Annotated in this window: 16 protein-coding genes and 1 pseudogene; 2 read left to right on the plus strand and 15 right to left on the minus strand. The window is 59.3% G+C overall.

The genetic code is table 11. The features are described from left to right. Window positions 1–345 precede the first annotated feature (345 nt). The 15 genes from BMY98_RS02355 to yaaA form a co-directional block, all read right to left on the minus strand. A complete protein-coding gene (locus tag BMY98_RS02355; protein ID WP_074884175.1) occupies window positions 346–1170 on the minus strand; it encodes an SDR family oxidoreductase in 825 nt (274 codons plus the stop codon). 33 nt (window positions 1171–1203) lie between these two features. Then, window positions 1204–1668, minus strand: a complete 465-nt coding sequence (locus tag BMY98_RS02360) for a multidrug transporter (protein WP_074884178.1) — start codon at window positions 1666–1668, stop codon at window positions 1204–1206. A 182-nt stretch (window positions 1669–1850) separates the two neighbouring features. Further along, complete coding sequence (locus BMY98_RS02365; protein ID WP_065991920.1) at window positions 1851–3305, minus strand: mannose-1-phosphate guanylyltransferase/mannose-6-phosphate isomerase; 1455 nt, start codon at window positions 3303–3305, stop codon at window positions 1851–1853. 203 nt (window positions 3306–3508) lie between these two features. Then, window positions 3509–4165, minus strand: a complete 657-nt coding sequence (locus BMY98_RS02370) for an alginate O-acetyltransferase AlgF (RefSeq protein ID WP_074884745.1) — start codon at window positions 4163–4165, stop codon at window positions 3509–3511. Window positions 4166–4198: 33 nt separating this feature from the next. Continuing rightward, window positions 4199–5374: an alginate O-acetyltransferase gene (locus BMY98_RS02375; RefSeq protein WP_074884182.1), complete on the minus strand. Its 1176-nt coding sequence runs from the start codon at window positions 5372–5374 to the stop codon at window positions 4199–4201. Between the two features lie 10 nt (window positions 5375–5384). Next, window positions 5385–6947: an MBOAT family O-acyltransferase gene (locus tag BMY98_RS02380; RefSeq protein WP_074884185.1), complete on the minus strand. Its 1563-nt coding sequence runs from the start codon at window positions 6945–6947 to the stop codon at window positions 5385–5387. A 233-nt stretch (window positions 6948–7180) separates the two neighbouring features. Continuing rightward, entirely contained in the window at window positions 7181–8317 is a 1137-nt protein-coding gene (locus BMY98_RS02385; protein WP_074884746.1) for a mannuronate-specific alginate lyase, read from the minus strand. Window positions 8318–8324: 7 nt separating this feature from the next. Next, complete coding sequence (locus BMY98_RS02390) at window positions 8325–9764, minus strand: alginate O-acetyltransferase (protein ID WP_074884188.1); 1440 nt, start codon at window positions 9762–9764, stop codon at window positions 8325–8327. 13 nt (window positions 9765–9777) lie between these two features. Then, window positions 9778–11427, minus strand: a complete 1650-nt coding sequence (gene algG, locus BMY98_RS02395) for a mannuronan 5-epimerase AlgG (protein WP_083398692.1) — start codon at window positions 11425–11427, stop codon at window positions 9778–9780. Window positions 11428–11454: 27 nt separating this feature from the next. Continuing rightward, window positions 11455–12960, minus strand: a complete 1506-nt coding sequence (locus BMY98_RS02400; protein ID WP_074884191.1) for an alginate export family protein — start codon at window positions 12958–12960, stop codon at window positions 11455–11457. Beyond that, window positions 12957–14369, minus strand: coding sequence for an alginate biosynthesis TPR repeat lipoprotein AlgK (gene algK, locus BMY98_RS02405; RefSeq protein WP_074884193.1), 1413 nt, complete (start codon window positions 14367–14369; stop codon window positions 12957–12959). The genes BMY98_RS02400 and algK overlap by 4 nt, the downstream gene beginning before the upstream one ends. Before the next feature lie 2 nt (window positions 14370–14371). Next, on the minus strand, window positions 14372–15544 hold the full coding sequence (locus BMY98_RS02410) for an alginate biosynthesis protein Alg44 (RefSeq protein WP_074884196.1): 1173 nt from the start codon (window positions 15542–15544) through the stop codon (window positions 14372–14374). A 53-nt stretch (window positions 15545–15597) separates the two neighbouring features. After that, window positions 15598–17079 carry a mannuronan synthase gene (gene alg8 / locus BMY98_RS02415; RefSeq protein ID WP_065991936.1) on the minus strand — a complete coding sequence of 494 codons (1482 nt, stop codon included), beginning with the start codon at window positions 17077–17079 and terminating at the stop codon, window positions 15598–15600. A gap of 129 nt (window positions 17080–17208) precedes the next feature. Further along, window positions 17209–18525 (minus strand): nucleotide sugar dehydrogenase, encoded by a 1317-nt coding sequence (locus BMY98_RS02420; protein ID WP_074884198.1) that lies wholly within the window; start codon window positions 18523–18525, stop codon window positions 17209–17211. Between the two features lie 996 nt (window positions 18526–19521). After that, on the minus strand, window positions 19522–20301 hold the full coding sequence (gene yaaA / locus BMY98_RS02425; RefSeq protein WP_074884201.1) for a peroxide stress protein YaaA: 780 nt from the start codon (window positions 20299–20301) through the stop codon (window positions 19522–19524). Window positions 20302–20484: 183 nt separating this feature from the next. Between yaaA and BMY98_RS02430 the strand changes: the two are divergent. Together BMY98_RS02430 and BMY98_RS02435 are read left to right on the plus strand one after the other, a co-directional pair. Next, window positions 20485–21645: pseudogene (locus tag BMY98_RS02430) on the plus strand (polysaccharide deacetylase family protein); the annotation flags it as partial. A 407-nt stretch (window positions 21646–22052) separates the two neighbouring features. Further along, window positions 22053–23447, plus strand: a complete 1395-nt coding sequence (locus BMY98_RS02435) for a PhoH family protein (protein ID WP_074884204.1) — start codon at window positions 22053–22055, stop codon at window positions 23445–23447. Window positions 23448–23525: the final 78 nt, after the last annotated feature.

Genomic DNA, 23525 nt, shown 5'->3' on the forward strand with positions numbered 1-23525 from the left:
TCTGTTGCGCAGCGACGGTGACTGGGTGAACGCGATGCGTCGGCTCGACACAACACCTGTAGGAGCGCGCTTGCCCGCGAAGAGGCCGGTGCGCCCGACGCATCTCTGTCGTCCATGCTGACGCCTTCGCGGGCAAGCGCGCTCCTACACTTTGAGCTGCGCCATGCGCCAGATTTGTGCCGCGCCGGGGGAGGTAGGAGCGTGGCTTGTCCCGCGATCTGTTGCGCAGCGACAGTAAGACCGGCAAATGCGGTGCGTCAGTAAACACTGAGGCGCTTGCGGTTGCTGCCGCTTCGCGCCAGTTCGCGGGACAAGCCACGCTCCTACAGAAGCCGGCGGTGGCAGTCAGTATTTTTTATCCAGCTTGAAACGCTTGCTCAGAATCCATTCGAGCAGTGCCTTGGGCAGTAGCCGTTCCATCAGGGGCAGCGCGCGGCTGCCGTTGCCGGATCGCAACAGACGCGGTGGATGGCTGCGTTGCACGGCGTTGAGTACGTCGCGGGCGAAATCGGTGGCGGGCGTCGGGTTGCCCTGTGACGCATTGGCCCTCGCGCGGATGCCTTCCCGCCACGGCCACCACGGCGAAGCCTGATGAATCACTTGCTCGGCCTCGTGGCTGGCGTTTTGCGCGAAGTGGGTGTCGATGGCCCCCGGCTGGACTTCCATCACCCTTATCCCGAAGGGCGCCAGTTCCATGCGCAATGCGTCGGTCATGGCATGGACGGCTGCCTTGGACGCGCAGTACGCGCCCGCGAAAGGCGTCACCAGTACGCCCGAAACGCTGCCGATATTGACCACCAACCCCTTATTGCGGCGCAGCGATGGAAACAGCGCGTGCGTCACGCCGACCACGGAAAACACGTTGGTTTCAAACTGCCTGCGCATGGCCTCGACGCCGCCATCCAGCAGCGGGCCAATGCCGCCGTAGCCTGCGTTGTTGATCAGCACGTCGAGCCCTTTGCCGTGTTGATCAAGCTCGGCGACCAGTCGATCAATCGCTGCGCTGTCATTGACGTCAAGCGTGACAGCACGAAAACCCGCCGTGGTCAGCGCCTGCACATCGGCCGGCTTGCGTGCCGTCGTCCAGACCTCGTGGCCTGCCGCTTTGAAGGCATCTGCCATGGCGCGGCCGATGCCGCTGGAACACCCGGTGATCAACACCACAGACATGGTTCAGTCCTTGAAAAAAGAGAGGAGCAGCGCTCAGCCAGAGAACGTGCCTTGCAGGCGTTCGGCACGAAACTCGAGGGTCTGCGGCCGATAACCCGGGCGCAGCGGCGGCATGGGCAAGCAATCTTGCCACTGGCTGCCGGGCAGCAAGTCGCCCGGCCCGCGATAGCGCGGCGCAGTGTAGGTGTCTTCGGCCAGATTGACGGTGTCGCCCGGCGCGTAGGCCGCGATTTTCCAGCGCAGTTCGGTGAGCGAAACGGTGTTGCCGTTATCGATCAGCACCAGTAACGGGCGACCCGTCGGGCATTGTTGGGGCGCATAGTTCACGCGCAGTTGCAGGCGCTCAAGGCGCTGCTCATCGCGGCTGTCTTCCCAGACCACAAACGCCGCCACGACGCCCAGACCAACCGCTGCTGCCAGGGAAACGGGCAAGGCTTTGGAGGGATAGCGAAGAAGCAGGACCAGCCAGGTGAACAGGAGTACGGCGCCGAAAATCATCGTGTCGATCTCGCGATTGCAGATGAGGGCATCGTACCGAAAGGGGAGGGGATTGGGCTAATGGTGGTTAAGTTGATTTGGATTCGCTGGCATGGAACGCAAAAAAAAGCCCCCGAAAACCCTCTGCGGATGGGGAATACGCAGAGGATTAACGGGGGCTAGTACTACTGGGTGAAGCGGTATTAACGCGCGATGGTCTGAGTCTTCACGCCGGCTTCGATGCCTGGGGTGGAGCGGCCGTAGACGTCTTCGAAACGTTCGATGTCGTCTTCGCCCAGGTAGCTGCCCGATTGGACTTCGATGATTTCCAACGGGATCTTGCCCGGGTTGCGCAGACGGTGAACCGAAGCAATCGGGATGTAAGTCGACTGGTTTTCGGTCAGCAGGAACACGTTGTCGTCGCAGGTGACCTGAGCGGTACCCGATACAACGATCCAGTGCTCAGCGCGGTGGTGGTGCATCTGCAGCGACAGGCTGGCGCCCGGCTTGACGGAAATGCGCTTGACCTGGAAACGGCCGCCCATGTCCACGGAGTCGTACGAACCCCAAGGACGATAGACTTCGAGGTGGTTCTGGGTTTCGCTGCGGCCTTGCTCGTTCAGCGTGTTGACCAGCTGCTTGACGCCCTGAACCTTGTCTTTGTGAACGATCATCATGGCGTCTTTGGTTTCGACGACAACGATGTTGTCCAGGCCGATCACGGTGACCAGTTTGCCGTTACCCTGAATCATGCAGTTGCGGCTGTCCTGAATAACGACATCGCCCTTGGCAACGTTGCCGTTCTCGTCTTTGGCGTGCACGTCCCACAGGGACGACCAGCAGCCGACATCGCTCCAGCCCGCATCGAGCGGTACAACGCACGCGCGCTGGGTTTTTTCCATGACGGCGTAGTCGATGGAATTGTCCGGGCAGCAAGCGAAGCTCGCCTCGTCCAGGGAGATGCTGTCGCCTTCCTGCTTGCTGCGCTCAAGGGTCAGCAGGCAGTTGTCGTAGATGTCCGGATCGTGCTTTTTCAGCTCTTCCAGATAACGGCTGGCGCGGAACAGGAACATGCCGCTGTTCCAGTAGTAACCGCCGGCCTGGACGAACTCCTGGGCGCGTTGCTCATCAGGCTTTTCAACGAACTGCTGAACGCGGCTGACGCCTTCTGGCAGCAGCGCGTCCGCGGTGGACTTGATGTAGCCGTAGCCGGTTTCAGGCTTGGTCGCCGGGATGCCGAACAGGACCATTTCGCCGCGCTCTGCAGCAACGGTGGCCAGGGCCAGTGCGCGTTGCAGGGCTTTCTGATCGTCGATCACGTGGTCGGCTGGCAGCACCAGCATCAACTCGTCGCGACCTTCGTTGGCCAGCATCATCGCGGTGATGGCAACGGCAGGCGCAGTGTTGCGACCAAACGGTTCCATGATCACGGCCTGAGTTTCCAGACCCAATGCACCGAGCTGCTCGGTGACGATGAAGCGGTGGTCCTTGTTGCACACCACGACAGGGTGCTGCATGCCGTCGAATTGCAGGCGCTCGACGGTCTGCTGGAACAGGGTGTGTTCGCCGGTCAGTGCCAGGAACTGTTTTGGAAACTGTTTACGCGAAAGAGGCCAGAGTCGGGAACCGCTGCCACCTGACAAGATCACTGGAATCATTTTGTTTCTCCGTTAAGCAAAAATCGTTCGAATGGGCTGTAGGTCTTTTCGGTCTTTCTGGTTTTTGTCTTGCATCGCTCGGCGCCCTCTTGGCTGTCTGCTTGCTCCGCAGTGCCTGACGCCGAACGCTTGATCCCGTAAATCCGTGGCAGCGCGCGGGTGATCACGCGCTGCCTGCGGCCTCTCGGCCAGACTTAAATCTGTTACTGAGTGCCCGTTGGGCGCTTGACCCAGACTGGCGACAGGCTGCTGCCGCTGCCGGTGACGTACAGCACGGCGGCTTCGCCGCGCTCCAGTGCAACCGGCTTCAGGTCAGCCACTTTCTTGTCGCCGTCAAACAGCGCGAAGCTGACTTTGACCGGGTTGATTTCACGCTCGCCGGTGCCCTTGGCAGACACAGCCTTGACCACGTCGGTCTTGCCGTCAGCGGTTTTCAGGGTCAGCGCCTTGTCGCTCAGGTTCTGTACGCGAACCAGGGACTTCTGCTTGTTCTTGAACGGCGGCTCTTCAACCAGTTGCGGCGAGCCGGACGTGTTGTTGACGATGGTGTAGTAGTGATCGCTGGCCAGTTTCACCGGCAGCGACTGGCTGCCGACTTTGGCGGTGTAGTCGCCCTGTGGCATGAAACCGAAGTCGCTGCTGGCCAATGGGCCGATTTCGTTGAGGCTGGTGTTGCCGACGCTGGCGGAGATTTCGCTGCTGCTGGCGTTGTAAACACGCACAAAGGTCGAGCCTTTTGGTGCGGTAGGGCCGTACAGCGCGGCGTCGCCACCGGCGAATGCGGAAAGGGATACGAAGCCCAGGCTCGCGGCCAGCACGCAGGTTTTCAGCAGATTGGTTTTGCTCGAACGAACTGGCATAGGGTTCTGCGAAGTCATAGTCAAAGAGTCCTCTCAGTTTTGCGCCCGGTTGGGCGACTTGGAGTTGTTGGCGTTGTCCGCCAGATTCTGTTGGGCGTCACGGGCCTTCTTGAGTTCAGCGATCCACTGCGGATCGAACTCGGTCAGGTCGTTGTGAGCGGGCAGATAGCGTTCCGGGAACTCCCAGATCAGCACCTGCGGTGGGCTGCTCTTGAAGGCGTCGGTCTGCAGATACTTGAGCATCGGCAGGATCGGGCCATGGCCGTCTTCGGCGTAATTCACGACATCTGCGTGCAGGGCCTGCTTAAGCGCACCGGCGAAGTTCCAGTTGGGGTTGGCGCTGTAGCTGGTGCCGACCAGACCGACTGCAACCGAGTCGTCAGCGAACAGGGCGTCCCCGCCCTCGGCGCTAGCCTGAGCCGGGTTGGTGCTGCGTTGTTGCAGGTCGTCCGGCTTGGGCAGCAGATTGCTGAACAGCGGATCGAGCGGCAGGAAGTTGGTCAGATCGCCCTTGTAGGGTTCGGTCGACTTGGCTTCGGTGACGAAGTTCTGCGGTTCAACGTTCAGCGGCAATTGCTTGCTGATCACGTCGCCCAACTGGCGGGCGACGATTTCCGCGCCCATCGGCGTCCAGTGAGTGTCGGTGCGCAGGAATACCTGGCCCTTCTCCTTGGCGCTTTGCAGCGGCGTCAGCAGATCCGGGGCAAGGATGCCGGCCTGATTCACTTGGGCGTGGAACTGCTGATACAGATCGGTATGCAGCGTTGCCGGTTTGTTGTCACCGACGTGCTCCGGGTACAGACGGGTCTTGGCCGGAATAATTGCCAGCACCAGCTGCGTGCCTTGCTTTTTCAGGGTGTCACGCACGCCCTGAATGATCGCCAGGTTGTCCGCTTCGTTCTGCTCGCTGTTGGCAACGGCGTCGAATTCCTCGTCGGTGTACAGCCACTGGTCTTTGCCCAGGATCACGCCCGGACGACCTTCGTTGAACACCTTGTAGTCCAGCGCGGCCCAGAGGTTGGTGCCCAGACGCTTGATCGGGAATTCTTCGTCGTAGTGGGTCTCCACCGCTTTGGTCCAGTGACCATTGAGCACGGTGGTTTCTTTCGACGTCGAGAAACCGCTGAAGCTGCGCAGCGACCACAGGCCCAGCACCAGCAGAATCGCCAGGAACAGGAAGATGTAGAGGAAACGTAATGAACGGGTCATGTCAGGCTCCTCAGAACTGGAAGTAAAGGAACGGCGAGAAACTGGCCGCCGAGAGTTTCAGGATCGATGCCACGAACATCAGCAGGATCAGGGCGCGCATGGCATAGCGCGACCAGTCGGCGGTCCAGTAGGCAGGCTGAACCTGCGCTTCGGTGCCGACGATGTAACCCGGTTGATGGATGCTGCCTGGCTTGTCGCCCGGCACGGCCTTGATCAGGCCTGGCTCGGCAGCGGCAGGGCCGTCGGCCTGCACGGCTTTGTCGGTCGGCTTGACCGGCGCGCGATTGCGGTAGAAATCACGCAGGCCGAAGAAGGCGAGGGTGATGTACGCCACGACCAGAGTCGCCACTTGCAGACCGGTGAGACTGGCGCGGTTGAGTTCCGACAGACCGAGATCGCTGAAGCTGAACATCGCGCCGTACATACGGGCGGCAACGTGCAGATTTTCCGAGCGGAAGATGACCCAGCCCATGACCACCAGCAGGAAGGTGAAGGCCCAGCGAACGACGTTGAAGGTGCGCGGCGCGGTGTTCAGGCCGATGGCCTTTTCGATCGCCAGCCACACACCGTGCCAGGCACCCCAGACGATGTAAGTGATGTTGGCGCCGTGCCACAGACCACCCAGCAGCATGGTCAGGAACAGATTGCGGTAGGTCGCGACCTTGCCGCCACGGTTACCGCCCAGCGTGATGTACAAGTAGTCACGCAACCAGGTCGACAGGCTGATGTGCCAGCGACGCCAGAACTCGGTGATCGACTGGCTGATGTACGGCTGTTTGAAGTTTTCCATGAAGCGGAAACCCATCATCAGGCCCAGGCCGATGGCCATGTCGCTGTAGCCGGAGAAGTCAAAGTACAGCTGAGCGGTGTACGCCAGCGCGCCAAGCCATGCGTCACCCGTGGTCGGGTTCTGCAGGGCGAAGCAATGGTCGGCGACCACCGCCAGAGTGTCGGCAATAAAGACTTTCTTGATGAAACCCTGCATGAACCGCGTGCAGCCTTCGGAGAACTTGTCGAGGGTGTGCGTGCGGTTGTTGAACTGATCGACGAGGTCACGGAAACGCAGGACCGGGCCCGCAATCAGGTGCGGGAAGATCGCCACGAACGCTGCGAAGTCGATGAGATTTCGCGTTGCCGGCGTGTCGCCACGGTAGACGTCGATGATGTAGCTGATGGACTCGAAAATGTAGAACGAGATACCGATCGGCAGCAGCACGTGAGTGAGGATGAACGGCTCAAGGCCGATCGACGTCATCATCGCGTTGATGCTGTCCACGCCAAAGTTGGCGTACTTGAAGTAGCCAAGGATACCCAGGTCGACCACCACGCCGAGCAGCAGCCAGCGCTGAGCCGGTTTGGTTCTGACCCCGGCAGCGCCTACGCGCAGGCCGATCCAGTAGTTCCACAGCGTCACACCTGCGAACAGTGCCAGAAAGTCCACTCGCCACCACGCGTAGAAGACGTAGCTGGCGACCAGCAGCAGCAGGTTGCGATAGCGTTGCCCGCTCAAGTAGTACAAGCCGAGAAATACCGGCAAGAACAGGAACAGGAACACGTTGGATGAGAAAACCATCCTTTATCTCTCCATTTGTCCAGCATCAAGGGCCGAAGCCCCCCCAAACCCCCCACGAAAAATGGAGGGGTAAAACATGCATCTGCCGACGCCCTGTAGGCGTGAGCGTGCTCGCGAAATGTCAGTCCGGTTGATGCCGTTCTGACGGATACACCGCTATCGCGAGCAAGCTCACTCCTACAGTGGGTTCGCTGTGAATCACACCCCAGCAAACCCAGCGGAAGCCTTCGGTCTTAAGAACCGCCCTTGTCACCCTTGTCATGTGTCGGGTCATAGGTGCGGGTCATGTCGCCGCCGAGGCGGAAGTTCTTGAACGGTTGCATCTTGTGTTTCTGCTCAAGCACATCCGGGCCGCAGTCATAGAGCGAGCAGTACGGTTCCAGCCAGGCGAATTTCATGTCGGTCTTCAGGTCCGTCATGTCTTGCTTTTCGCCATCGCGGGCGGCGAATTCGCTGCCTGAATTCTTCACGCCAGCCAGCACGCGATCACCCAGACGCTTGAGCGCACCGTTGTTTTCCTGACGCAGATCGACACCGTTGGCCTGGGCGAAACTCGCGATCATCGCCAACGGCGGAAGCGCGTAGTTGTGGTACGCCAGCGCACGCTGTTTGCGCTTGAGCTCGTTCGGCAGGAAACCTTGCGGGTCAACCTGATTGGCGCCGATCTTGAATTCCTTCACCGCCCAGTCGAACAGGTCCTGGCGATTGGTCGCCACTGCCGTGGACATCACGGCCCAGGCGGCCCAGTACGAGTGGTTATTGGTCTTCTCAAGCGGCAGATTGTTCCAGTCGCTGACGACGTGATCCGCCAGTTTGCTGAACCAGGCTTCGATCACCTGAGATTCCTGCTGGCGGGTGGCCAGAGGGTGCGACTCGGAGAACTTCAGGCGCAGATAGGCGGACGACATGCTGCCCAATGCCCATTTGCGCATCGACTTGCCGGTGTGGTTGAAGTCGGTGGACTCCAGCGCATCGGCCTTGGCCCAGGTCGTCAGCATGTTCAGCGCGCAGTCGAGCTGTTCCGGGCGACCGTCACGCATGTACTGCATCACCACCTTGCTGGTGGCGCGCTCCATGGTCGTGATGTCTTTGGTCGCATCCCGAAAAGCCTGCTCGGAAACCATGTTCAGCGTGGCGCGGGCTTTGTCCGAGCCTTCGTATTTGCTGCGAAACTGCAGCGGGCCGGTGTAAGGCTGCGGAATCGAGTCACAGCTGAACTTGCCCTGGCCTGTCTTGAATTTCTCGACACCTTCGTAGTAGCCCTGCGGCGGCACGAGTGTCGACGCAGCGCTGGCGCCAGTGGCGAACAGTGCCGAGGACATCATTGCCAGGGACAGAAGGGTAGGGAGCATCAGTTTTGGAGTGTGCATATGAGCCTCATAACCCGGCTTGCGCGGTTTGATGCGCGACATTCGGGAACACGTTGCGTTTGCATACTTTCGCTTCGACCTGCTGTGGCGCAGTGCCCGCTTCCGGACCCTGCACTTCAAGTGCGAGCAATTGCTGGTCAGCCCAGTCTTTGTCATCGCGCAGTTCGAAGGAGAAGCGCCCGTCGGTTTCAGATGTTTCAGGTTTCTCGATCTTCAAGTCTTCGTGGCGACCGTTCATGTACCAGAGGCGCGCCTGAAGGGTCTTCACCGAGTTGTCGGCGAACTTGATGTCGATCTGATTACTGCCGTTGCGCACATCCTTGATGCCGTTTTTGCCGTTGACCAGCAACTCGTTGATCCCTGGTTTGAGGGTGGTGCTGGCGCTCATGACTGCCGGTTTGCCTTCACAGCCGTTGTCCAGCAGCGACATCATCTGGCGATAGATGGTCTCCTGATCCAGGCGATAAAGCGGCGAGAATTCCCAGATGAGAATCTTCGGTGGGTGTTTCTGGAAGTCTTCGCTGCCCAGGTACTGCAGCATCGAACCTTCAAGGCCGCCGCCCGGGAAGGCGACGTTCAGCACATCAGCACCAATGTATTCCTGCAAAAAGCCGGAGAAGTTGTAGTTCTTGCCGCTGTGACTGGTACCGACCAGGGTGATTTCCGGGTTGCCGGAGTCACCGAACAGGTCGCCGTCGGCGGCTTCGCCTTTGGGTTCCGTCTCAAACTGGTCCATGTACTGGATGGCGTAGCTCGTGCCGCACAATTGACCAGCCATATTGTGAAGAGTGCCCTTCTTGCCCATGCGACCTGATAAATGGGTCTCGAATTCACGGCGCGGAACGCCGGCAAAGGCCTGCATCTTTTTCACGGAGTCAGCGACGATTTTCGCCGTGCGCTGAGCGCCGTACGGCGTCCAGTGCTGGTCACCGCGGAAGTAGAAATCGTGAGCCTGTTGCTCGTTGGTCAACGGCGACAGATCAGGTACGGTGTAGCCCATTTTTGCGAAACGACCGAGCATGGCCTGGTAGTTGCGCAGCGCGGTGTTGTAGTCGAACTTGTCGCGATCAGCCGGGAACAGCTTGTTGCGATCAACCAGCCCGCGGGTGGGTTGATACACGACCACCAGCTCTACACCCTTGCTCTTGAAGGCGTCGTGCAGCATTTGCATGCGGCGATAGCCTTCAGGCGTGGTGTCGAATTCGGTGCGCAGATCTTCACGGGTCCGGAACAGCCAGTCGCCCTGGGCCTGAACCAGCGTGGTGAAGTTCTGCTGGTAGCGGCTGACGTAGTTTTTTTCGTCGTGCGCTTCAGGGCACAGACTGCAGCAAGGCTCGGCCGTGAAGCTCGGGGCAGTGGTGTCCGCTGCATACGCGCCATTGCTGGCGGCGAACAGTGCAGCGGTCAGGCCCGAGAGGCTGAGCAGTTTGATCAAATGTGCGTGCATAGAAATATCTTCCTCAGTCCCGGAGTTGTTTCTGGCTTTCGACCGGGTCGATCAACACGGCTTTCTGTTGGCGCACCAGCAGATCGAGGATTTCGTCCTGACGGTCGCCCAGTACACCGTTGAAGCTGATCCCGCTGGCTTTGGTCGGTGCGAGCATCGACACCTTGTACAGCTCGACGCTCAGAGGCGAGTCGATGGACAGCGGGCCTGAACCGTTGGAGGTCAGTTCGCCGCCGACCATGATCAGCGAGACTTCGGCATCGAACGGGTCGAGCTTGATGTCGCGGTCAGTGTCAGACAGGTCTTTGATGTGGCCGTAGACGCCCATCAAACCGTTACCGATGGCCAGGTTTTCGTACAGCTTGATGTTGGTGCTGTTGCGAACCCGGATGCCGTGACGCTTGTTGGCGAACACACGGTTGCCCCACAGCAGGTTGTCGGCACTCTCATACAAGGTGATGCCGTCGGTGTGGTTGCGGTAGATCTCGTTGTACGCCACCAGGTTGTTCACGCTGTTACGGTCAAGGACGATGCCTGACAGGTGGTTGTCGTAGCTTTTGTTGTTGATGATGAAGCTGTCGTTCACCTCACGGGAGACGATGATCCCGTGCTTTTTCTTGGTCCCGTAAACGGTGTTTTCGGCAATGATCAGACCGTGGGAACGGTCATGGGGGTCGATGCCGTAAATAATGTTGTCGTGGTAGGTGCTGCCCTTGACCACGAAGTCACGGGTTTCATAGCAGTAGAAGCCGTACCACATGTCCGAGAAGTCAGAGTTGACGATCCAGCCGGTCGGCTCGGCGCGGTTCATCTGAGCCTTCATGTTCGGCGTGTACTGGGAAATACTGATGCCGTACGACTTGCTGTTGTTGTACCCCAGGCTCGCCACTTTGGTGTTGAACATGTAGGTCTGGGTACCGCCCCAGGACAGCAGGAACGGACGGAATTCCTTCGGCGTTTTATACGTCGACGGGCCGTTGGCTTTTTCGCTCCAGCCGGTGAGTTTGGTGTCCGACATGAACAGCAGGTTGTCGTTGACCAGAAACGCACCGGCGTCTTGGGACAGGCGCAGCTCGGTGGTTTTCTTGTCGACTTCGAGGATGCCGTTCTTGCCAACAACGATCGGCAGACGAGCCAGGAACACGCCCGGCGAGGTCTCGCTCAGGTACTGTTTAGGCACCTTTTTCGCGAGGTCTTGCAACGTCATGTAGCCGTCTTCGATGAAGATTGCCTGTGGGATGCCGTGCTGACGGGCTACCCATTCGGCCATCTTGTTGTCACCGCCGATGAATTCCTTCAGCGAGTCTTCCTGCATCATGCGTTTGATCGCAACCTTGCCCGGCTTGCTGCGCACGATCTTCTTCTGCATGGCCTCCCGGGTGTAACCCGAGAGGTCAGGCAGCTTGGGCTTGTCCATCAACAGCGGTTCGATGGGCGGGCTGCTGATGGTGTAGGTCTTGGCCTGATGCAGGCCCTTGACCACCACTTCCTTGTCATCAGCCGGGTGCGCCGCAGGGGCAGGCACCGGCAACGGGTTGTTGGCCATGGCCGCGGTGCTGGAGAGCAGCATGACGCTGCTCAACACCGCGCATTTCAGCACAGAGCTTTCCAGCAGGGCATGCGGCCATGCCCGGTGACGCAATCTGCTTGCTTGACTGTTCATCTCATTGCACTCCTATCGCGGCTTGCATCAGAAGCGCCAGATGACGTCGACGATGGCGCGGTGCATGTAGTTGTCTACACCGCTGTGATACGCATCGCCCGGTTTGAACACGCCTGCACGCAGACGAATCAGCGCCGACGGCTCGTCGAACGACTGGCTCACCGCAGCCGGCAGCAGGCCTTGCTTGAAGTACTTGGTCACAACGAGGTCCATTTCCTGACCCAGGTCCTTGCGGCCGTCTTCGAGCGGCAGCGAGGCAAACGTGCTGACGCCGTCGGCATCGACGTTTTCCTGAGCCGGGTTGATACCCGCGCCGCCGATACCCGAATGGCCATCGACACGACGGAACTTGTGGTAGATCAGCGAGGCGTCGTACTCGTCCTGCATCTGCCAGGAGGCGAACAGCGAGCCGGACTCTACGTTGGCCATTTCGCCCTGGAACGCTTCACCGAAGCGATGCACGCGCGAGCGGGTACCGGTCCAGTTCGAGCGATTGCTTTCCAGACCGTTCTGCTCGTAGTTCTTGCTGGCGCGGGAATAGGCGCCGCCCACTTGCCACATCGGGTCCAGACGGAAACGCAGGCCCAGGTCGGTCGCCCAGCCGTTGACGTTCTCGTTGTTCTTCTCACCGGCCACGTACTGATCTTCAGCCGCGTTGTAAGTGGTGCCGATGCGATCGCGATCGCCGGTCAGCCAGGTCAGGCTGCCCCAGTAATTGACGGTGTTCAGGTTGCGGTAGTTGTACGCGTCGCTGTTGGCCTGCAGACCCAGCCAGGTCAGGTCGCCACGCGAGGTCTTGTCCAGGTCATCGATGGCTGAGCCTTGTTGTTTCAGGCTGCCACCGTCATGACTGTGGTGCGCACGAACGCCAGCCCACTGGCCCGGCGTCCACTGGTATTCGACGTCGCCGAAGATGTGCGAGCGGTCTTTATCCTGAGCGGACAGTTCAGTCAGGTCGGTGCGGTATTCGCTGAAGCGCTGGGCGGCGCCCACTTCTGCCTTGAGCAGGGTGGTGTCGAAGGTCCAGTTCAAGGCCTCGATATTGACGTCGTGCCACTGGCCGTCGTCATTGCGCAGACGTTGACGACCCAACTTCAGGATCTCGCCAGGGTACGGTGTGAAACCGCTGTAGCCGATCCAGAATTCGCGCAGGGCCGCATAGCTGTCATCCACCTTGCGGCTGTTCGACGTGCTGCGTGAGCGCTGGGCACTTTGGCCGTTTGCGTCAGTGACCTGCTGATCCAGCGGGTCGGTCTGAATGGTGTCGGTCGCGGTGACGACCTGGCCCATCGCGTAACCGCTCCAGTTGCCCCACTCGCCATACGCCCACGGGCGCAGATCCAGACCGACACCGTTGACGTCGCCACCGCTGCGGGTGCCGAGGTCACGGTCGTCTTCCATCTGGCCCGTCGCTTTGACTTCGATGCCGAAATTCTGAGTGTCGGTCAGGGCCGCCAGTGTCGGCGTGGCCCAGATCAGGGAGAAGCCCAGACCGAATCCGGCCGCCATCAGAGGGTTCAACTTAAGCTTCATAGAGGTGCGTCCCCGCCGTCTTTGTCTTCTTGCAGTGTCTGCAAGGCCAACGCGTTTTGCGCGGTTGTGCCACGGACCTGCTGTTCTCGCTGGAGAAGACTCTGCGCCTGGGCGCGCTTCTCAGGCGGCAATTGTTCGTTCAGTTGTTGCACGAGATCCGTCGCTTGCGGCGTGCCCTGAGCCAGTGCGAGCTGGCCGAAGACCCATGCGTTGACCGGATCAGGCTTGATACCCTTACCTTGCGAGAACAACTGCGCGAGGGCGAAATCGGCACTGTTCTGGCCGCCGCGTGCGGAGGTCAGCAGCTGGTCGACAGCTTTCTGCGGTTCTGGATGGCCCAGATAACCCCGGCGATATAGCTGACCCAGGTAGTAATGCGCGGAGATTTGCGTCGCAGCGGCCTTGGTCAGGTGCTCTTCGGCTTTCTTCGCATCCGGCAAGACCAGCTTGCCTTCGTAATACAGCTTGCCCAGCAACAGTTCGGCGCGCGGTTGATCCGCGGCACGGCCGTTGTCGAGGTATTCCATCATCTTGTTGACGTCACCCAGTTCGGGGAAGTCGTACAGCAACTGCGCCAGGCTCACCCACGAAGCGGGGTAACCGGGGGCAACTTTCTCCAGCAGCGATTGCGCGGTCTTTTCGTCCGGCTTGCCGAGGGTCGAATCCGCCAGCACGCGAGCGACGCTGTCGACACGCATGGCAGGCACGCTGCCCATGGCGTAACCGCTTTGCATCTGCTCGAGCAGCGCAGCCTGTTTGTCGGCTTCGCCACGCTTCTGATAGACCGTCGCCAGCTCGGTGTAGCAAACGTCGGTGGTGCGCAGCGCTTGCTTGCAGATGCTTTCGACGTCTGCCAGATGCTGGTCGTAGGTGCCCTGGGTGCGATACAGCAGCACCTGGGCCAGACCCGCTTCCGGGTAACCGGTCGCGCGCCATTCATTGATCTTCTGCTGCGCGTTCACGTTCGGGAACGTGTGCGGATATTGCAGATAGAGCATCGCCAGCGGGATCAGCGTGCCGGCTTCGCCATTGGCGAAGGCCTTCTTCAGCAGACCTTCGGCTTCACGTTGCTCGGCTTCGGTGGAGTTCGGCTTGACCGCCAGCAACTTGCCCAGACGCGATTGCGCCCGAGGCGAAGTGGCGGCCGCGGCGCGATACGTCGCCTCGGCCTGCTTGATCAGCTCCGGGTCGCGGGTACCCACCTGGATATCCGCGAGGCCGACCTGTGCATCGCTGTAGCCCAGGTCCGCCAGTTGCCGATAGTTTTGCTCCGCCAGCGAGGTGTCGCCGCGTTTCAGGGCTTCGTTGGCCAGGCGCTGATCGGGCAGGCCGGCACAGCCGCCCAAACCGATAGCAATCGCCAGGCTCAACAATGTAGGGGCTGACAAGCTTCGTAGTGGGCTAGCCATGTTTAGAAACCTGCCGCCGTGGCTTTATCGATCAACCAGTTCAGCGACGGGCCGCGGGTGCTCACCACTTCAACCGGACGACCTGCCAGGCTGCTGTTGATGGCTTCATCAGGCTGGATCTGAACGCGGATGTCGGAAGACAGGTCAGCAGGGCTCAGAGCCGTGGCGCTGACGATCTTGCCGGTGTGGTCGCCTTCTTCGCCAGCGACCTGGAAGGTCACGCGGGCGCCCGGCTGTACATCGGCGAACTGACGGTAGGTGAAGCGAGCATCGACATTGGCGGCGACGTTGCGCGGGACCATCTGGAAGATCACCTGACCTTTGCTTGCGTACTGACCGTCGGCGACCAGTTGCTTGGCCACGACGCAATCGCACGGGCTGGTCATGGTGCCGGCCAGTTGACGACCAAACAGCTCTTCGATTTTGGCCGGCTGCATTTCGTCCGGGTCCAGGTTGCCTTTCAACATGTCCAGCATGCTGGTGTTGAACGTCGCCAGCGGTGCGCCTTTGGCGACGTTGCCGTTCGGCGTCACCAGACTGGTCACGGTGCCTTCGCGGGGCATGGTGACATCCAGGCTAGGTACGCTGACCAGGCCCGACGTGGAGTGGCTGACGAAGTACATGCCATAGACCGATTTGGCGACGAAGCCGAACGCGATCACACCGACGGCGAAGATACCGACGCTGAAGGTGACGGCGCGCAGACGACCGAAAGCGCTCAGGCCGCTGCCGCCGTCCTTGGATTTGCGTGCCTTGGTGAAGTTATCGCGCTGCAGAGTGGCCAGTACTTCGCCCATGCTAATGAGATCGCCCGACAGGTGCGAAGTGATCAGGTGGCGCAGGGTGGAGATGTCTTGCGATTCCAGATTCTGGAACTGGCAGCCGACACGACCGGTGCTCGAGTCGATGGTGCGCACTTGCAGGTCGACGTCCATTGCCAGACCGAGGTTATCGATCAGGAACTGCAGACGACCCTTGATGACCTCACCGACGCCTGGACGCAGGTTGGCAGGAGCGACAAAGCTCAGACCGCCTGCGGAAAGGTCTTCGACACGCACCAGCGGGGCGTTCGGCTGACCATTGAGCAGTCGCAGTTTGGCCGGGATCTTGACCCGTGCGTGCTGACGCTGGGCTTCGGATTCATGTACGACATTGGCATTCACGGCTGTATTCATGGTTGTAATTCCTGATTAATCGAGTTGATCCATTGTTTCGGTCAGAGGCCCGGTCAGACCATTGTCAGCAGCACGGCAACGAAGATGCTGCCAGCCGAGAAAGTCATGGTCCGCGACGACCAGGTGTTGAACCAACCCTGGAAGCTGGCCATGTCGCGGCTCAGTTTTGTGTCCTGGCGGGTCCAGGACTGTCGGTCGAGACGGAAGAAGACGTAGATCTTCATCAGTGCGCCGACGATCTGGTTGTAATAGAGAATCATCGGATACGCCGGACCGATCTTGTGCCCGCTGCACGACAGCAACAGGGTCAGGATCAGGCGGGTGATACCGATCCACAGCAGGTAAGCCAGCAGGTATTCGATACCGAACTTGAGGCTTGCCAGCATGGCGACGGTCAGGCCGAGGATCGATGTCCACATCGATACGCGCTGATCGAACAGCACGATGCTGGTGAAGACCCCGAGGCGACCGAAGCCCAGACCCAGCGCACGGGAGTTCTGACGAAGGTTGTTGCCGTACCAGCGGTACATCAGTTTGCGGCTGGCCTTCAGGAAGCTCTTTTCCGGCGGGTGTTCAACGGTGTTGATGGCGGCATCCGGCACGTAGAACGTGTCGTAGCCCAGGCGCATCAGGCTGAACCAGCTGGACTTGTCGTCGCCGGTCAGGAACTTGAAGCGGCCCAGACGCCAATGCTGCAGCGAATCGCTTTCCACGTCAGCGATGAACATCGGGTCCGTCACCACGGTGGCGCGGAACACCGACATACGGCCGGTCATGGTCAGCACGCGCTTGGACAGGGCCATCGAGCACATGTTGATGTGACGCTGAGCGAAACGCAGTTTGTGCCACTCGCTCATGATGTAGCCGCCGCGTACTTCGCAGAATTCGTTGGTGGTCAGGCCGCCGACGTTGCCGAACAGCTGGAACCACGGAACCGTTTTCTGCACCACGCCTTCAGCGAGAACGGTGTCACCGTCGATCACCGCAACCACGGAGCGGTCGTCCGGCATATGGCGGGAGATGGCGCGGAAACCGAACGCCAGACCATCACGCTTGCCGGTACCGGCGATGCGCACGAAGTCGAGCTTGACGTGTTCCGGCGGGTTGTACTTGGCCCACAGTGCCTTGACCAGCAGCTCGTCGGACATTTCCACCAGGGAGCACACGATGGTGGTCGGGAAGCCGCAGTTGATGGCTTCGCGAATCACCGAGCTGTACACCTGGGCGGTGGTCAGCGCATCGATACGAAAGCTGGTGACCATCAGGAATACGTGGGACGGATCGGCTGCCTTGCCCAGCTTGCGCACTTTGCGGCGCAGGTGCGGGTAGACGATGTACAGGAAGATCATGCCGCGCACGAAGTGCGTTGCGCCCATCGAGTAACGCCAGATGCCGACGATACCGATCAGGAAAATGAAATCTTTGGAGTGCGAGTCAAACAGCGATGCAGGCAGCGCCATGGCAATGGCAGCCAGCAAAGTTAGATAAAACAGCCAACCTGCGGCCTGGAGGAAGCCGTGCTTCAGCCTTTGCATAGTGTGTATCCCTAAGTCAGTTGCAACCTCAAGCCGCAAGCTCCAAACCTCCCGTCGCAGGCGCTGACGCCCGGGACGGGAGGGATGAAGCCTGAAACTTGCAGCTCGTGGCTTGCAGCTCGCTGTGTGTTACCAGCAGATACCTTCGATTTGACCGTTTTCGGTGGTGGTGCCTTTCATGAAGCCCACCAGGTCAATCACACGCTTGCCGGCTGGCGCGTTGTTGGCGAGTGCACGGAAGCGCTCGTCGCGGTTACCCAGGATGATCACGTCGGAGTTGTTGATGACCGCGTCGAAGTCCGAGTTCAGCAGGGACGAAACGTGCGGGATCTTGGACTCGATGTAGTCTTTGTTGGCGCCGTGAACGCGAGCGTATTCGACGTTGCTGTCGAAGATGCTCAGGTCGTAGCCTTTGCCGATCAGCATTTCTGCCAGTTCGACCAGTGGGCTTTCGCGCAGGTCATCGGTACCGGCCTTGAAGCTCAGACCCAGCAGGGCCACTTTGCGAGTGTCGCTGGCAGCGACGATGTCGAAAGCGTTCTGAACCTGGGAAACGTTGCTGCGCATCAGGGAGTTGAGCAGTGGTGCTTCAACGTCCAGGGTGCTGGCGCGGTAGGTCAGGGCGCGGACGTCCTTCGGCAGGCAGGAACCGCCGAAAGCGAAGCCTGGGCGCATGTAGTACTGCGACAGGTTCAGAGCCTTGTCCTGGCAGACCACGTCCATCACTTCACGACCGTCGACGCCGACTGCCTTGGCGATGTTGCCGATTTCGTTGGCGAAGGTGACCTTGGTCGCGTGCCATACGTTGCAGGTGTACTTGATCATCTCGGCAACGGCGATGTCCTTGCGGATGATCGGTGCGTCGAGTTCTTCGTACAGGGACTGCAGAACGTCACCGGACGCTTTGTCGAATTCGCCGATAACGGTCATCGGAGGATGGTCGTAGTCAGCGATCGCGGTGCTTTCACGCAGGAATTCAGGGTTGACCGCGACACCGAAGTCAACGCCGGCTTTCTTGCCCGAGCAGTCTTCGAGGATCGGGATGACAACGTTTGCGACGGTGCCCGGCAGAACGGTGCTGCGTACGACGATGGTGTGACGGGTGCTCTTGTCACGCAGTACGAAGCCGATTTCGCGGCAGACCGATTCAATGAAGTCCAGCTCCAGATCGCCGTTCTTTTTGCTTGGCGTGCCGACGCAGATCATCGACAGGTCGGTGTCGCGAATGGCTTCGGAGAAGTCGGTGGTGCCGCGCAGTTTGCCGGTCTTGATACCGGTTTGCAGCAACTCGCCCAGACCTGGCTCAACGATTGGCGACTTGCCGTTGTTGATCAGATCGATCTTGGCGGCAGAGATGTCCACGCCAACAACATCATGACCACGCGCCGAGAGGCAGCCCGCGCAGACTGCACCGACATAGCCCAAACCAAAGATGCTGATACGCATAGTAATCTCCTCGATGTTTACGCCATTAGTTGGCCGAATATAAAAAACTGTCTTACAACTTTCGCGCACTCGTATGCGCGGCAAATGAATGTCGCGTGACAAGCACAGGCAGAATTAAGGGGTGAGTTACCTGGATGAAAGGTAAACCCGAATGTTACAGATCAAAAGTGTCGAGTAGCCCATACATATTTATATAGGTTCCCGATCTGGGATGTGGCAGGCACTCCAACGGATGATTTGCGCATCATGCTCAGGCGGTCAAGGACAAGGCTTTTGGCCGTTTCCCGATGAACCAGCCCCGGTTCACGACTGCGGGCACCCGAATGGTGCTAGCTCAATTTACTTCAACTAGTTTGGTGCGTGACTCCTTGTACGTACCACTTGACCCGTGGGTCGAACTTCGTTGAGAAGCAACTTCCAGATCTGTCCATGTGCCATGTAAGAGATGTCCTACATGGGGGACGAGAATTGTTACGGGATGTAGGAGCGTGGGCATTCCCCATAAGTTCCGGGCCGCTCGTCCTCTTTTTGAGATTTTTCGTAACACCCGGCCATTTCTAGCGGGGTCCAGCAGGGTGGCGATGATGGTTTGAGCCTTAGTTTATGGGGCTTTGGTCGAGTACCAGGGTGGTCTGCCACTAGTTCAAATTCTTGAGCCAAAATCTGCAAAAAAAGTTGTTAAATTTTTGAGAAAAAAAAGAGCGGTTAGTTTTCGACTGTTAGTTGGCGCCAATTAGCTGGCAGCACTACCGTTCGTCCGCGCAAACTGTAGCTTATGAACTAAGTAAGTGTGGGAATTTGCGAACAGCGTCACTGTTTTCTTTGCTTTCGGTTGGATGGATGGACGCATTCGAATGGTGGTGTTGGCTAATCGCACTAAAACACCGAGGAACGCGCACTGAAAAGTGCACTGAAGCAGGGATGAAATAGCGTGGCGACGCCCGTCAATGGATGGAGACGGGCAGGCGTTTGGGCGCAGGGAAGGGGCGGTGCAACTCAGGCGTCCTGCTCATCGCGCAGGAATATAAGCTTGTCGGGGGAGGACAGCTCTTTGCTGTATCGATAGCCGTGGGCATCGAACTGGGCCAGGTCTTCGGGCTTGCTGATGCGCTCGGAAATCACAAAGCGGGTCATCATGCCCCGGGCCTTCTTGGCATAGAAGCTGATGATCTTGTACTGACCGTTCTTCTGGTCGCGGAACTCGGTTTCGATCACGCGGGCGTTAAGTGCCGGACGCTTGACCGCCGAAAAGTACTCGTTCGACGCCAGGTTAAGCAGCACGTCGTCGCCTTGCTCTTTCAGCGCCTCGTTCAGCCACTCGCTGATGCGGTCGCCCCAGAACGCATAAAGATCCTTGCCCCTGGCGTTCGCCAGCTTTGTACCCATCTCCAGCCGATACGGTTGCATAAGGTCCAGAGGGCGCAACAACCCGTAGAGCCCGGACAACATGCGCAGGTGCTTCTGGGCGTAAGTCAGATCGGGGCCGCTCAGGGTGTAGGCGTCGAGGCCGGTGTATACATCGCCCTTGAAGGCCAGCAGCGCCTGCTTGGCGTTTTCGGGAGTAAACGTCGGATTCCAGCTGCCAAAGCGGGCGGCATTGAGGCCCGAGAGCTTGTCTGACAGGTGCATCAGCTCACCGATTTGCGCCGGTGTCAGATCACGCAACTGGCTGATGAGTTCCTGGGAATGTTCCAGAAATTGCGGCTGGGTGTGGCGTTTGGTGGTAGGCGGCGTTTCGAAGTCGAGGGTTTTGGCTGGGGAAATCACCATCAGCATGAGCAAGTCTCCTTTAATCGTCGGGCGATTCTAGGGGTTGCGTGCGGATCACTCCAGCTATGGTGTCGATAGGCGCCATCCTGCGCAAGCGGTGCCCGAATCCGGCAATCTGGCCCAGGGCAAATCCGCTATAGTGCCTCGCCGGATTTCGGCCTCTTTATCAAGGATTGGGAGCACGTCGTTTTGCGCATGCTGTTATTGATCGGAGCCTGTCTGCTGGGGCTCAACGCACAGGCGGCCACGGGCGATATCGCGATGCTGGATCGCGCAGTCTGGCCGGAGGCTCTGGAAACGCCGCAGCTGTTCGACGTCGCGTCTCGCGCGCAGATTCTCAGCTTCGCCCATCAGTTGCTGGAAAGCGAAAAGCTCAGCGATGCCCAGCTTGGTGCGCGTCTGGGCCTGCGCCAGATCAACCTGCCGACGGTGAACCTGATCCGCACACGGCTGTGGACGCGGCTGTTCGAGAACTGGACGTTCGCTGAAAAAACCTGTGAAGCCGACGCCTCATTCTGCGTGCTGGTCGACGACGTGCCGATGCTGCGCCAGCGCGCCGCGGAATACAAAGTGGCCGATGATTCCTTCTATGCGCAATGGGCAGCGCCCGCGGATGCTTTCAGCCAGCGCTATCTCAACGAACTGTTGCGTATGGCTGCCTTGTTCCCGCAGACCAGCAGCGAGATCGAGCGTTACAACTCCGACGAACTCAGCGGTGAGGAAATGCCGGACCGGACCTTCCTGCTCAATTTCGAAAGCGGTCCTACCGTCGCTGATGGCGCGACGGACTGGCTGGCTGACTTCATGCGCCAGCAGAAAATCACCGCAACCTTCTTCGTCCTGGGCAAAAGCCTGCAAAGTCGTCTCGACAGCACCTCGCCCCAAGCGCTGCAGAACGTCTACCGGCAGCAATGCGTCGGCCTGCAGGGCTGGGAATTCAGGTCCCATGCCCACTGGCGCGACTGGCAAGACTCCATCGAGCGTACGGCCGCGCTGGTTCAGCAGGTGCTGCCGGACAATTTCGTGCCGCTGTTCCGCCCGCCTTACGGGCATCGTCGTGCCGACAGCGCGCCGTTCTTCCGCGATCAGCAGATGCGGGTTTCGCTGTGGAACATCGATTCCCAGGACAGTACCGGACGCATCAGCGCCGAGCAGGCTGCCAACCGGGTGCTTACGCTGATGCTGCTCTGGCGGCGCGGCAATGTGGTGTTCCATGACAGCACGGACAAGCCGCAGCAGGCGGTGCCATGGCTGATGGCCAATACCGCGCAAAGCGGCGTGATATGGGAGGACTGCCATATCTACCCGCAGCAGTTGGCAGATGAAGAAGATGTGCCGGATGAGGAGGCTGAGACGCCCGACGATGACGCCCCGGAAGACCCGACCGAGCAGCCCGATACAGCTGTTGATCAGGCGTTGCCAGCGGCGAAAGAAAGGGAATAACGAAAACAGATGTCGGAAATTTCCGGGGATTTGTCCCAGACCGGACTTCCGACTGTAAACGCGGCTGATCCATACGCCAAGGGCTAATTTGCCCCCTGAAAAATAAACTTCAAAAAGCGCCGAAACGCGTTTTTATGTCATCGGTTTTGCGGTATTACGACAACAGACCGCCGAAACCTGCAACACAGGTGGCGTCTTTCCAGACCCCACTTTGCGCAATTTTCTCCTGCCTCAAGGGGAAAGCCTAGGCGGCCTTTTCGTGGCGCGGCATCGCTGTGTGTTGCGTCACTTGGCTACTACAAAGGTGAGCGAGTATGGATGACCACGGACGCACCCCTTCCTCTAACCAGCCAATCCTCTACGTGCTCGATACCAACGTATTGATCCATGATCCAAATGCGCTTCTGAATTTCGAAGAACATCACGTTGCACTCCCCATGACGGTCCTGGAAGAACTGGACAAGCTCAAGGCGGGCAAACATTCGGTGGCTGCTGAATGCCGGCAGGCGATCCGGTTGATTGACAAGACACTCGGCGAAGCGACCCCGGAGGAGGTCGAAAAAGGCGTACCGATCGATCGCGGTACAGGTGTTTTCAAGGGTTATCTGTCCATCCTCATGAACAAGCGGCAGGAACCCAACCGGCTGCTGCCCGACAATCTAAACGACAACATCATCATCAATCAGTTGATTGACCTGCATGCGCAGAAAAAGGACACGCGCATCGTACTGGTCACCAAAGACATCAACATGCGGCTTAAGGCACGCGCCTGTGGAATCGAAGCCGAGGACTACAGCACCGACCAACTGGTCGACGACGTGTCGATGCTGTCCCGCGGTTACCACAATATGACCGGCTCTTTCTGGGACCGGGTGAGCAAAGTCGATACCCGTCAGGACCACGGCCGTACCTGGCACAAAGTGCAGATGATCGAGCAGATTCCGTCTGTGCACATCAACGAATTCATCATCGATGAGCAGGGGTTCGTGGGTTGGGTCAAAGGCGTCAAGCCTGATGAGCTGCTGTTGCTGGACATGCATCAAGAGCCGCTGCTGCACCAGGAAGCGTGGGGGCTGAAGCCACGTGACATCTATCAGGGGCTGGCGCTGTTTGCGCTGCTCGATCCGGATATTCATCTGGTGAACCTGTCCGGCGCGGCCGGTTCGGGCAAGACCATTCTCGCCCTGGCCGCTGCCATCGAGCAGACCATGGTCAGCAAGCGTTATCGCCGCATCATCGCCACCCGTAGCGTGCAGGGGCTCGACCAGGAGATCGGCTTTCTGCCCGGCACCGAAGCAGAAAAAATGGAACCATGGCTTGGCGCGATCACCGACAACCTGGAAGCGTTGCACATGGACGATGAAAACACCCATGGCAGCGTGGATTACATCCTGAGCAAAGTGCCGCTGCAGTTCAAATCCCTCAACTACATCCGGGGCCGAAGCTTTCAGCAGAGCCTGATCCTGATCGACGAATGCCAGAACCTTACGCCGCACCAGATGAAAACCATCATCACCCGGGCCGGCGCGGGTTCCAAGGTGGTCTGCCTGGGCAACTTGGCGCAGATCGATACCCCTTATCTGTCGGCTACCAGTTCGGGGCTGACCTACCTGACGGAGCGTTTCAAGGATTTCCCCAACGGCGTACACATCAGTCTGCAAGGTGTTCCACGCTCGATCCTGGCCGAATATGCGGAGAGCCATTTGTAACGTGGCAGCAGCTTCAAGCCTCAAGCTGCAAGCCGACGTCCGCTCAGGGTCGTTAGCTTGCAGCTTGTGGCTTCTAGC

It is taken from the genome of Pseudomonas graminis (assembly GCF_900111735.1).
Classification (GTDB): domain Bacteria; phylum Pseudomonadota; class Gammaproteobacteria; order Pseudomonadales; family Pseudomonadaceae; genus Aquipseudomonas; species Aquipseudomonas graminis.